Raw genomic sequence first — 12,197 nt, forward strand, 5'->3', positions numbered from 1 at the left:
CCTAAAATTTACAATTGTTTACAACGTATTGATAACTTCCAATTGCTTTTGCAAGAAAGCAATACGCTGTGCTTCTCCACTTTCTGAAACCAGAATAGAGTGACGCTTCAACGATTGAATCCAATTGCGTTGCATCTGGCAGATATACGAGCTTTGCGAATCCATCGAATTGATAGAATATACTCGCAGTAGGCTGACTTGGTAATCATGTTTCTCGATATAACTGTAAGTGGCTTCGAAACTGATATTGGACAGATAGAAAGATACTTTCTTGTTTTCGCTGAACTCTCCCTTTATGGACAGATGTTCTACCACGCCAAGTAACTGAAGAAGCTCTTCCTTCAAATGCATGACATCGTCTTTGCTTATCAGGTTCAGACTGGCAAAGTACTTGATTTCCTTCACAAAAGAATAAAAGATATTTGTGTCCCAGATGAAAAACGTTTTTGGACACTGTCTTATACTTTCACTCAGCTTCTTATGTACATTGACGATCCGGTCGTCCACATACATCTCTTCCAAAGAATGTGGCGTCTTTATATCTCCGTTCTGATACATCCATCGGCAAAGACGGAATTTAGACAAATTCTCATAGGAAGAATAAAGTGTAAAGGGAAGGGAATTGGATGCAGTATACACCTCCGTTGTATTATCTGTTTTCACATAGTCGAAAATTTGCAGATAACGGTTGACTATTTCGTAATAGCTTTCCAGCGCACTGGTAGCATGAAGTAGGTTCAGGTCGAAAGTGACTTTGTTGGATACATGGCTGCCGACAACCTGGTCGATAGAAATACCGAGTTTTTGAGAAAGTAGCGCCACCTCGTCTATTGTAAAAGATACCTCACCTCTCAATCTACGATAAACAGCTTCCTTTCCCATACACAAAATGTCAGCCAAAGTATTGGCCAAGTTCATATCTTGAGGAATCCGTTCCCTCATTGTAGATATTAATTCGTTTAGAATACCATTTTTCATTGTTTGTTCCTTTAATTTTAATGTTAATAATCTCTGTGATACATTCTATGCAAAATTACGTCTTGTGTTTGAAAGATTTGTGTGGGAAAACAGGGATGAATGTGTATGTCTTTTTCTGATTGGGAATCAAGCGGGGGTGGCGGGAACAGGGAATGAAAAAAAGTAGATAAGAATCTTATCTACTTTCGTTTATTGGAACTGGATTTTTTTTAGAGTTTTAATCTACGAAACTAAAATTAAAGAGCATCAATAATTTCTCGCTGTTGCTTGAAGAATTGAATACGCTGCATTTCGCCGCTTTCGGATATCAAAGTAGAGAACTTTTTCAGGGACTGGATCCATTCTTTCAGGGTACAGAATATTTCGTTGTCCATCGTGGTAATAGAGTTGATGGAATAAATACGTATCAGACTCAGTTGCAGATTATTAATGTCTATATAGCTGTATGTTGCCTCGAAGTTGATATTCGACACATAGATGCGTACACGATTGCCATCGGCTGTCTTGCCATTGATAGCCAGTTCTTCCAGTTCGTCCGCCAATAAGAATAATTCTTTTTTGATTTCTTCTTTCGTTTCGTCCGAAATGAGATGGATGCTGGCGAAGTATTGGATATCGTTAATGAGATGCTGGAAAATCATATTGTCCCATATATAGTCTATGGAGTGGATATGACGTGTCATTCCTACATAGTCTTTCTGGATATTGACCAGTTTCGGGGGAATCTCCAATTCTTCGAAACTCTTGCAATCAATATATTTATTCTGGTACATCCATTTGAATAAACGGAATTTTGCCAGAAGCTCATGTTTCAGATAGAGAGTCTGGGGAATAATGTTGGCGGAAGTTCCCATGGTGGAGTTCGGGTCGTCCGGCATTGTGTTGACCAGCGTGACATATTTTTCCAAGATATTGTAGTAACTCTCGAACGGGTCGTCATAATCTACAATGTTTATATTGAACATGGCGTTCGATTTGAAACTCAGCCCTATAATCTTGTCTAGTGATATACCCAGTTTTCTGGAAACAAGAGCCGACTCTTGCAAGGTGAAAGGCACTTCACCGCGCAATCTTCTATATACTGCCTCTTTTCCTATGTATAGCGTGTCCATCAACATATCTGCCAGTTGCCCTTTGAGCGGAAGCTTTTCCTTCATCGCTTCTATAAGGTTTGCATTTGGATTATTTGTCATCATAATAGTTCTAATAAATAATACTTTTCTATTATAAACATTTGTCAGTGGCAAGTTGTTTCAGAATGTGGAACTATTTAATTCTTCTTTTTTGGAAAATATCCTTTCCGAAAAATTGTATATATAAAGCAAATCGGTTACATTTGTGACCATAAACAAAACGGAGAGGCAGTGTCTCTTTAGTAAACAATAGAAAAAACGAATAATGAAAAGAATATTGGTAAGTGGGGGAGCCGGTTTTATAGGCTCACATCTTTGTACACGGCTTATAAACGACGGTCACGAAGTGATATGCCTTGATAATTTTTTTACGGGATCGAAAGATAATATTGCTCATTTAATGAATAATCATCATTTTGAGGTAGTGAGACATGATGTTACTTATCCCTATTCTGCCGAGGTAGATGAGATATACAATCTAGCTTGTCCTGCATCTCCTATCCATTATCAACATGATCCGATTCAGACGGCTAAAACATCTGTAATGGGAGCTATTAATATGCTGGGATTGGCAATGAGATTGAATGCCAAAATATTGCAGGCTTCTACCAGTGAAGTGTACGGAGACCCCATTGTGCATCCGCAACCGGAAAGTTATTGGGGAAACGTGAATCCGGTGGGTTACCGCTCCTGTTATGATGAAGGAAAACGCTGTGCGGAAACTTTGTTTATGGATTATCATCGTCAGAACGATGTTCGCGTGAAGATAATCCGTATTTTTAATACGTACGGCCCGCGTATGTTGCCGAATGACGGGCGTGTGGTTTCTAATTTTATTCTGCAAGCATTGAATGATGAAGATATAACCATATATGGGGATGGGAAGCAAACACGCAGTTTCCAGTATATTGATGATTTAATTGAAGGGATGATACGAATGATGGATACGGAAGATGATTTCACAGGGCCTGTGAATCTCGGTAATCCGAATGAGTTCCCGGTTCTTGATTTGGCGCAAAGGATAATCAGCATGACCGGTTCGTCTTCGAAAATAGTATTTAAGCCTTTGCCGGACGATGATCCGAAACAACGCCAGCCGGACATTACGCTGGCAAAAGAAAAACTTGATTGGGAGCCTACCATCGAACTGGAAGATGGGTTGAAGCGTATGATTGAGTATTTTAAAAATGTTTGATGTGTAAAAAAACTATTATAACGCGATTATTATGAATATGGAAATTAATCCTTCTGAATATAAAGTACTCATTGTGGACGATGTGATCTCAAACGTGCTTTTACTGAAGGTACTTTTGACCAATGAGAAATTCAATATTGTGACGGCTGGCAATGGCACACAAGCATTGGAGCAGGTAAAGAAGGAAAAACCGGATCTTGTATTGCTGGACGTCATGATGCCCGATATAAGTGGCTTCGAAGTAGCACAGCAAATGAAGGCTGATTCAGAAATGGCTGAAATTCCTATTATTTTTCTTACTGCACTTAATAGCACCGCGGATATCGTGAAAGGATTTCAGGTGGGTGGAAATGACTTTATATCAAAGCCATTCAATAAAGAAGAACTGATTATTCGTGTGACACACCAGATTTCACTGGTTGCGGCGAAGCGGATTATCGTGGCACAAACGGAAGAGTTGCGAAAGACAATCATGGGACGTGATAAACTATATTCTGTGATTGCACATGACTTGCGCTCTCCAATGGGTTCTATCAAGATGGTGCTGAATATGCTGATTCTGAATCTTCCGAGTGATACTATCGGTGATGAAATGTACGAACTGCTGACAATGGCTAATCAAACGACTGAAGATGTGTTCTCATTGCTCGATAACTTGCTGAAATGGACGAAGAGCCAGATTGGTAAGTTGAAGGTGGTTTATCAGGATATTAATATGGTAGAGGTCGTAGAAGGAGTGAGTGAAATCTTCACGATGGTAGCCAGCTTGAAAAATATTAAGATCGTACAGGATGTGCCAGTGACGGACGTAGCTGTACGTGCTGATATTGATATGATTAAGACGGTGATTCGTAACTTGATAAGTAATGCTATCAAGTTCAGTAATGAAGGCTCGGAAGTGGTGGTATCGCTAACTGAGGAAGACAGTATGGCTATTGTAAGCGTGAAAGATAGCGGGTGCGGTATCGACGAAGAAAATCAGAAGAAGTTGTTGCATACGGATACTCATTTCAGTACTTTCGGTACGAATAATGAGGAAGGTTCGGGACTCGGACTGTTGCTGTGTCAGGACTTTGTTGTCAAGAATGGCGGTAAACTTTGGTTTACCTCGAAGAAGGGAGAAGGTTCTACATTTAGCTTCTCTATTCCGTTGCTGGAAAAATAATAGTTTCAACGTATTTCTCTGTTGAGAGATGATGCTTTGAGACTTCTTTATATATTATAATTCAGGCACGGATTACACGAATTACACGGTTTATAAGATAATTGGAAAAACCGTGAAATTCGTGTAATCCGTGCCCAAATTATATTCTGAAAATAATCTATCGTTTACAGATTGCCTTAAAGTCGCAGTACGAACATTTCTTTATATCTTCGGTTTGCGTAAAAGCTTCTTTCTCATCGAAAATCTCTTCTAATAGTGCTTGCAGGCGTTCGCGGAATTCGTCCTCAAAAAAGGCGAAGTTATTTACCGGCATTTTCGGTTTGCGGGGTTCTCCCATTTCAATAACGGGCGAATAACTTTCCGATGCTGCGCGGTGGATATAGAGTAGGGCAGGAGCTACCATCAGCGATTGTTTCCGGCTCATAATGGCAGCATAGAGAAATGTCTGGAAGATATAATTCGGACGTGTTTCCGAAGGGGTAAACAACTGCTCTATATTGGCTGGTGTTTTGGGGCTTCCGCCGGTTTTGTAATCAACGATTCTCAAAGTTCCTTCCTTAGCGTCCATGCGGTCTATCGTTCCACCCAAACGGAGAGTGAACGGGCCTTGTCCGGTGCGGATAGTTATTTCTTCTGAAACTTTCTCTTCCATGGCGATCATTTCAAAAGGGGTATATTGAAGGTCATTGCGTAACAACTGTTTCAGATAGGAGAGAATGACTTTGGAGTTGATAAGTTGCACGCCATTGTATTCGGGTTTTTCTTCAGGAGCTACCTTGAATAGTTCTTTCTTGAATGCCCGGTCAACATAGCTTTGCAGTTTGACCTCATCACGGAGTAAGCGTTCCAAGTCTTCTTTTTGTATCATATTTCCGTTGGCTGTCAGCTCGGTATATGCCAGTTGGGCGGAGAGGTGGAAAATCGTTCCGAACAGAGCGGAGTCGATTTCTGCACTGACTTCATCAGGAGTCTTTAGTCCTGCCACATACCGGTAGTAAAATCTCAGCCGACAGTCGAGGTATGCGTTAAGGGCGGAAGGGGAAAGAATGACGGATTTCGGGTTGGTGCTGTCGTAAGCACGGTAAATTCGTCTTAATACTTCCGGTGTCTTCTCGATTTGTATCTCTTGATTGCTTTGCGGAGATTGTCCGGCTTCCAGATATTCACGGGTGATTTCGTGAGGCCCTTCCACTAATAATTGTAGCATGAAACGGGATTCTTCTCCACGATTCAAGCCGTCTGAAGAGGTGTTGTAGAGTAAAGTGATATTCTCTGCCCGTTGTATCAGGCGGTAGAAGTAGTAGGCGTAAACCGCATTTTTGTGTTCGATGGTCGTCATGCCGAAAGCCTTTCGAAGATTGTATGGGATGAATGAGGATTCTCCACCGGATTTGGGCAGTTGTCCTTCATTGAGAGATAGCATCACAAGGTTGCGGAAGTCAAGATTACGCGTTTCCAATACGCCCATCACTTGCATTCCGATGGCAGGTTCGCCGTGGAAAGGGATATTCGAGGTAGTCAGTACTTTGCTAATCAGCCTTTTTAATGTGTCGGTGCGAACGTTCAGTTCTCCACTTTCAATCAGGCTATAGAGACGGTTGATTTTAAGATGGCTCTGGAATAGGGATTCTCTATAAAGTTGATTGAAAATGTCATTGTATTCTCCTTCTTTGCGGTACAGGATGGAGATATCTTTGATTAGTCCGACAAGGTAGTCGCATAAGTCCTTAATGCCGCTGCGGGGAGTGAAGAGATTGGCTAGGAAGTCATCTTGTTTTAATTCCGAAGGGAGTGGATAGAAGCGGTTTGTCTTTGTCAGTTCATCTTCCAGTGAATCGGCATGAGTTGACAGTTGTTGAGTGTAGGGATGTTTCAATATAGCCGATACTGCTTCGTAGGTAAATCGTCCGGTATCGGTACGATAACCATTGGTCTGCAATTCCATTGCTGCGTTGATAAAGCTGTATACGGGAGTTTGCGCCAATGGGAATCCCATAGTGATATTGACGTTCTTCACTTCTTGCGGAATGGAGTGGAGTACGGGAAGTAACAGTGCTTCGTTACAGAGTACTACTGCATTTTCTTTTTCTTCACATTCACTATTAGAGAAGGTTGTACGTATCCATTCGGGAAGGAAGCGCGCTTGTGCATTTTCGGTAGATGCGGAAATGTAGCGTATATTCTTGGGTGTTTTGAAAGAGTCGAAATAACTATCCGGAAGCTCGTTTGGGAAATCCTGTAAGTTACGTTTAAGGAATTCTCCGGCTTCATGCTTCTTGATTTGTTGGGTATAGAATATATCATAATCCCAATAGAACATGGCTTTATCTGCGTCTTGCAGCAGTTTGAAGAATTGGTGTTCTACTTTATTCAGTACATTAAAACCGACGAATATATATTTATCATACTTGAGCCGGTCAGTATCGAGCTGCTCGATGACATTCCGGTAGAGCATACCTTCGTAGGCAATGCCTAGCTCTGCGAGGTTCTCCTGATAGCGATGATAAATAGAGCTTAGTTTGTCCCAAAGGGAAATAAATTTCTCCTTAAGTTCCGTCCGGCGTTCGATAGAAAAATTCTGGAAGAATTGCCGGATAGCCTCTTCCTGCTCTTTGTCCAGAAAGTCATAGTCATCCATCAGGTTCTTCAAGTCTTGCAGATTGCTGAAGAGTTTGTCTGCATCTACCATGTTCTTATCTACATCATCGAAGTCGCTGATAAGCAGTTCTCCCCAAAAGTAGAAATCATCCAATGTCTCCTGGCTTTGTGTTTCTTCCTTGAACACTTTATAAAGTTCGCAAACTAATCGGATAGGGTCACCGGTTTTCTGTACGGATAGTTTCTGAAACAGGTCGCTGATACTCATTGCAGCGGGAGCCCAAATTGGTTGGTCGGATTCTCCTGCCAAGTATTCATTGAAAAACAGGTTGGCACGCTTGTTCGGGAAAACGAGCACTGTACGTGACAGGTCGTTTCCTATTTTGGAATATAAATCGTGAGCGACTAGTTGGAGAAATGTTTGCATATTGTTTAAAATGTTTTCTGGTTAAAGTATTTATTGCAGCCGGAACATGACTGGAATTGTATAATAAACGGCAACTTTTGTACCGTCAGCCAATTCTCCCGGTTTCCATTTAGGCATTGAATTGACAACTCGTAAAGCTTCTTTATCTAAGTAAGGGTCTACACCACGCACAACTTTAGGATTGACGATATTGCCGTCTTTGTCTACGATAAATTGAACGATGACGCGCCCTTGGATACCTGCCTCTCCTTGTGCAATCTCTTTGGGATATTGAATCTTCTTGGTTATAAATGACATGAGTTCCTGCATTCCGCCCGGAAATTCGGGCATAACGGCAGATACATGCAATGTATCATTTTCTGAAGGCATCTCGTCGATTTTGGGCGGAATCCATCCGGGGAGAGAAACGGACTCGATGGTGTCTGCTCTTATTTCTCCTTCTATTACTTCTTCTTCTGTTACAGGTTCGATAATTCCAAGAACTTCCGGTACGGGAGAGGGGGTATCTTTAATTGATGCCACAATTGTGTCTTCCTCTGTAATGGGAATAACGTCTCCAAACATGCATTCGTTGGCGATAGTATCGTTTATTATTTCTTGATTCGTTCCTTTATTGGCAGAGTTTGTACAAGAAGTCATCGGAGACATAGCTACTAATCCTGCGGATATACCTAGCACGGTGACTGCTTTCCCAGCTATTCGTTTTCGTTCGAGTTGTTGTTCCAAATAACGGACTTCTGCTTCACATTTTGGACAAGTACCCAGACAATCACCCTGATATTGGCATTCGGAGGTGATGAATTCGATATCATTTGCTTCTGCTATCTGTCTGCGGATATCTTTTAGAATCTTGCAGGTTTGTTTTCCTCGTTTCATGGCTGATAGGATTTTGGAGTTTTATAAGTGAACCGGTCGAATTGGGTGATTCCCATTTCTTTCAAGAGTTGTATGCTATGCTCAATATCATTCTCTGTATTGTAGTGGGGAATGAGCGGGGTACGGACGATGATTTGCTCTGCTTTACCATGCTCGATTAAATATCGGAGGTTGCAGAATACATTCTTATTGTCTTTACCTGTATATTGTTGATAGATATCGTTGTTGGTATCTTTAATGTCAATGATATAATTATCAATGACTGTGATAAGTTCTTCTATATTTTGCGTCGGAACATTGAGAGAGGTCTCGACGGTAATTCTCCATTCCGGTCCGCAAAGCTGACGGAATTGCCGGATAAACTTGCTTTGCAGCAATGGCTCACCACCGCCAAAAGTGACTCCGCCGCGACTGGCCAGAAAGTATAGTTCGTCTTTACGTACTTCTTCATAGAGCTGGTTGCAGTCGTAGTTCTTCCAAATGCCGTCAGGTTGTAGACAAGTTGGATTGAGACAGTACTTGCAATGTAGCGGACAACCGTGAAAAGCCACTAATGTTGTGACTCCTTCACCGTCAATGGAAAGTCGATGACGGGCAATGCCTATGAGGGGTACTGTTTTCATCCTTTATACTGTATCTATACTTTTTCTATTCTTTCTTCGTCTACATACCACAGATATCCAGTGATATTTTTATATCCCATTTTGGTGAGCAGTTGCATATATCCTTTCACCTGTTTATTGTATTTGGGATTCTCTTTGCCGAATTTAAAGTCGACGACAACTACCTGCCCGTCTTTCATCATTACACGGTCGGGACGGCGAGTTTGCAAGACTCCTTTTTCCTTGTAAATGATGGCACATTCGTTGAACAGTGTCCATTCTCCTGAATACCAGTCTTGTATCTCGGGGGATGAGAAAGCCTTTTGTGCGACTTCACGTGCCATTTCCTCTTTTTCTTCGTTTCTGATTACTCCTTCAAAGATAAGCCGGTCAATGGCGGGTTCAATATCCTCTGCCGTTTCGATAACGGAGAATAGGGTATGCAGCAAACGTCCGCGATTGATAAAACGGTCGTCGGATTCCTCTTCTTCAATTCCTTGTATGAAGTCCGCTGAGCGGTTGGACTGGCGGAATTCAATATCATGGCGCATGGACTCCATTTGAACAGGTAGCTTTTCCGGTTTCTGAGTAAGCTTATTGGTAGAGGTCTTAGCTTTATCTTCTTCCGAAGGGCAGAGTTTACCTTGTTCATAACAGTCTTCTTCCCAATCTATCCCTTCTTTGAGCGCTACGACAGGGAGTGCGTTTGCCAGTAGTTCCGACATTGTACCTTTCTGGGCTTTTTTGCTCCAGATGATAAGATTCTTTCCTGCCCGGGTGAAAGCGACATACAGCAAATTTAAGTTGTCTACCCATAGTTGCAAGCGTTCGTGCAGATAGTCGTTTCCATATATGGATTCCGCCATCTGCGTGGAGTAGTTGATAGGAAGAATATCCAAAGCGTTGAAGGGGGCTGCCTGAGGGGCGCACCATACTAATTGGTTATTCGTTTCATTCTCTAATTTCCAGTCACAGAAAGGAAGAAGCACTGTGTGGAATTCCAATCCTTTGGATTTGTGTATGGAGAAGATTCGGATACCTTCTACCTCTCCGCTTGGAATCGTTTTGCTGCATAATGTTTCATCCCAATAACGGATGAATGCGTCAAGCTCGGAAGAGTTGTTTTGCAGGTAATCCGTTACTGCATCAAAAAAGGCAAACAGGTAAGCATCCTGGGCCTTGATATTCTTCATCTCGAAGATGCTGAATAGTTCTTCTAACAATTCATAGAGAGGCATTAGCCTCAGTTCTTTTATCCTTTCAAAAAATGCGGATGGAAGATAGTTTTCGACAGGAAGAAGCAGGAGGGTATTCCAGTCCAGCCCTTTTTGTAAAACTTCGTTCTGATAGGCTACTGCCAGTTGGGCACGGGCTATCTTATTATTTTCGTCCGAGAGATAGCGCAAAGCATCCATCATCATACAAATAGCCAAGGAAGCATTCAGGCGGAATGCTTCATCCGATACTATTTTGTAATGCAGTTCTTTGTCAAAATAATCAGCGATGCGTGGGATGCTTTTGTTCTTTCGTACAAGGATGGTTATGTCATTTAGCCGTACACCGTTGGCAAGCAGATGTTCTACTTCTGCTCCCAGGCTGATTAGTGTCTGTTCGGTATAGTCGTGCTCTTCGTCGGGTTCGAGAAAAGAGACTTTTACATATCCCTTTTCTGTACTTCGGGGAGATTCCTGCACGACGTCGGCATAGGCTTTTTGCAAGTCTTCGCAATCTTTGCCCAGCTGTTCTTTGTAGACTCCGTTCAGATAGTCGGCAGCGGCTGTGAATATATGGTTGTTGAACCGGATGACAGTGGTCTCACTACGCCGGTTGGTAGCCAATGTCTTGACACGAATCGGGAAATGTTCGATATGGTCGTTCAGTCCGTTGAGAATTCCCCAATCCCCATTTCTCCAACGGTAGATAGATTGCTTCACGTCCCCGACAATCAGGCTGTTTGCCCCTTGGGATAATCCTTCGAGTAAAAGTAGTTTGAAGTTGCCCCATTGCATTCGGCTGGTATCCTGAAACTCGTCTATCATGACATTGCGGATATTCGTCCCTATCTTTTCGAATACAAAAGAAGAATCGCCGTCTTTTACTAATTGATGGAGTAGGGCGTTGGTGTCTGATAGTAGGAACCGGTTGTTATCGTGGTTCAGTTGGCGTACTTCTTCATCGATATTGGCGAGAAGTTGTACTTTATTGAGATGTTGCAGGGACAGCCGGCAACTGTTCAGCAGCATATTGTTTCGTGGACGTAACTTTTCGGCATCTTCCAGAATTTGCATAAGGCTGGAATTGGCCAAGTTAATGATGTCCGCATAGCGGGGTGAAGTCTTGGTTGCCCAGTTCTTGGCATCTTCCAGGCATTTCTCTACTGTGGTATTACGTATATCGTTGCTTAAAACTCCATTGTTGAGTTTACGGAAGTAGCTGCCGATTCCTCGTGAGCCACCTTTCAGGTCATCGGCAGCCAATGCGTGTCTGTCCAATTCTCCTTCGAATTGGTCGTAGAAGCCTTTCATTTGTTCCAAGACCTCGGTTTCCAGGGCTTTCAGGTGTTTACGGTATTCTTTGATAGTACCTGGGTTGCGCAGTCGTTCACGAAGTTTTTCTCCTTTCTCAATATAGCCTTCATCAAAGATATTGCGTCCGAAACTCTTGACTTCGTCCGATACGTTCCAACGTTTATCGTCGGCAATCCGTTCGTTGATATAGTCTAACAACCAGGCGAGGACAGGAGAGGTAGGACCTAACTTTTCAATCATACTGTCTACTGCATCACTAAGTACTTCGGTGTTGTTCAGTTCTATATTCAGGTTCGGACTGAGTTCCAGTTCCCGTGCCAGGTTACGCATGACGGACTGGAAGAAAGAGTCGATTGTCTCTACCCGAAAACGGCTGTAATCATGCAACATATAGCTGAGGGCAACACCTGCTGCTTCACGTATTTCCTGTTCCGTTTTACCAGTCTCTTCCTTGATACGGTTGAGATAGGCTTCGGAATCTTTATCACTCGTCTGGATGCCATAAAGCTGGCTGAGAATGCGTTCTTTCATCTCTGCCGTGGCTTTGTTTGTAAAGGTTACAGCCAGAATCTGACGATAGGCACGTGGATTAAGAATAAGTAGCTTAATATATTCTACAGCCAGGGTAAATGTTTTTCCCGAACCTGCAGAGGCTTTATAAACAAGGAGTTCGCTCATTATCTAATAATAGAATG

8 protein-coding genes are annotated in these 12,197 nt (G+C 42.3%); 2 read left to right on the plus strand and 6 right to left on the minus strand.

Annotated elements, in window-relative coordinates; translation table 11 throughout:
- Positions 1-18 precede the first annotated feature (18 nt).
- Together BacF7301_RS17265 and BacF7301_RS17270 are read right to left on the minus strand one after the other, a co-directional pair.
- On the minus strand, positions 19-978 hold the full coding sequence (locus tag BacF7301_RS17265; RefSeq protein WP_167964713.1) for a hypothetical protein: 960 nt from the start codon (positions 976-978) through the stop codon (positions 19-21).
- Positions 979-1,214: 236 nt separating this feature from the next.
- Positions 1,215-2,174, minus strand: a complete 960-nt coding sequence (locus BacF7301_RS17270) for a hypothetical protein (RefSeq protein ID WP_167964715.1) — start codon at positions 2,172-2,174, stop codon at positions 1,215-1,217.
- A gap of 202 nt (positions 2,175-2,376) precedes the next feature.
- Between BacF7301_RS17270 and BacF7301_RS17275 the strand changes: the two genes are divergently transcribed.
- Both BacF7301_RS17275 and BacF7301_RS17280 read left to right on the plus strand, forming a co-directional pair.
- Positions 2,377-3,306, plus strand: coding sequence for a UDP-glucuronic acid decarboxylase family protein (locus BacF7301_RS17275; protein WP_167964717.1), 930 nt, complete (start codon positions 2,377-2,379; stop codon positions 3,304-3,306).
- Positions 3,307-3,337: 31 nt separating this feature from the next.
- The gene (locus BacF7301_RS17280) at positions 3,338-4,471 is read left to right on the plus strand and encodes a hybrid sensor histidine kinase/response regulator (protein ID WP_167964719.1); all 1,134 of its coding nucleotides are present in this window, start codon (positions 3,338-3,340) and stop codon (positions 4,469-4,471) included.
- Positions 4,472-4,628: 157 nt separating this feature from the next.
- On the opposite strand, the gene BacF7301_RS17285 is transcribed toward BacF7301_RS17280, so the two are convergent.
- The 4 genes from BacF7301_RS17285 to BacF7301_RS17300 are packed head-to-tail and all read right to left on the minus strand — an operon-like array spanning position 4,629 to position 12,180.
- Positions 4,629-7,496 (minus strand): PD-(D/E)XK nuclease family protein, encoded by a 2,868-nt coding sequence (locus BacF7301_RS17285; protein ID WP_167964721.1) that lies wholly within the window; start codon positions 7,494-7,496, stop codon positions 4,629-4,631.
- Between the two features lie 30 nt (positions 7,497-7,526).
- Positions 7,527-8,372, minus strand: coding sequence for an energy transducer TonB (locus tag BacF7301_RS17290; protein WP_167964723.1), 846 nt, complete (start codon positions 8,370-8,372; stop codon positions 7,527-7,529).
- On the minus strand, positions 8,369-8,995 hold the full coding sequence (locus BacF7301_RS17295) for a radical SAM protein (RefSeq protein ID WP_167964726.1): 627 nt from the start codon (positions 8,993-8,995) through the stop codon (positions 8,369-8,371). Before BacF7301_RS17295 ends, BacF7301_RS17290 begins: the two co-directional genes overlap by 4 nt.
- 14 nt (positions 8,996-9,009) lie before the next feature.
- Positions 9,010-12,180 carry a UvrD-helicase domain-containing protein gene (locus BacF7301_RS17300; protein WP_167964728.1) on the minus strand — a complete coding sequence of 1,057 codons (3,171 nt, stop codon included), beginning with the start codon at positions 12,178-12,180 and terminating at the stop codon, positions 9,010-9,012.
- Positions 12,181-12,197 lie beyond the last annotated feature (17 nt).

Origin of the sequence: Bacteroides faecium (genome assembly GCF_012113595.1) — a bacterium.
Classification (GTDB): domain Bacteria; phylum Bacteroidota; class Bacteroidia; order Bacteroidales; family Bacteroidaceae; genus Bacteroides; species Bacteroides faecium.

Excerpts from the sequence above, each read along its gene's own strand:
- BacF7301_RS17265 (WP_167964713.1), bottom strand. The coding sequence starts at position 978 with ATGAAAAATGGTATTCTAAACGAATTAATATCTACAATGAGGGAACGG.
- BacF7301_RS17270 (WP_167964715.1), bottom strand. The coding sequence starts at position 2,174 with ATGATGACAAATAATCCAAATGCAAACCTTATAGAAGCGATGAAGGAA.
- BacF7301_RS17275 (WP_167964717.1), top strand. The coding sequence starts at position 2,377 with ATGAAAAGAATATTGGTAAGTGGGGGAGCCGGTTTTATAGGCTCACAT.
- BacF7301_RS17280 (WP_167964719.1), top strand. The coding sequence starts at position 3,338 with ATGAATATGGAAATTAATCCTTCTGAATATAAAGTACTCATTGTGGAC.
- BacF7301_RS17285 (WP_167964721.1), bottom strand. The coding sequence starts at position 7,496 with ATGCAAACATTTCTCCAACTAGTCGCTCACGATTTATATTCCAAAATA.
- BacF7301_RS17290 (WP_167964723.1), bottom strand. The coding sequence starts at position 8,372 with ATGAAACGAGGAAAACAAACCTGCAAGATTCTAAAAGATATCCGCAGA.
- BacF7301_RS17295 (WP_167964726.1), bottom strand. The coding sequence starts at position 8,995 with ATGAAAACAGTACCCCTCATAGGCATTGCCCGTCATCGACTTTCCATT.
- BacF7301_RS17300 (WP_167964728.1), bottom strand. The coding sequence starts at position 12,180 with ATGAGCGAACTCCTTGTTTATAAAGCCTCTGCAGGTTCGGGAAAAACA.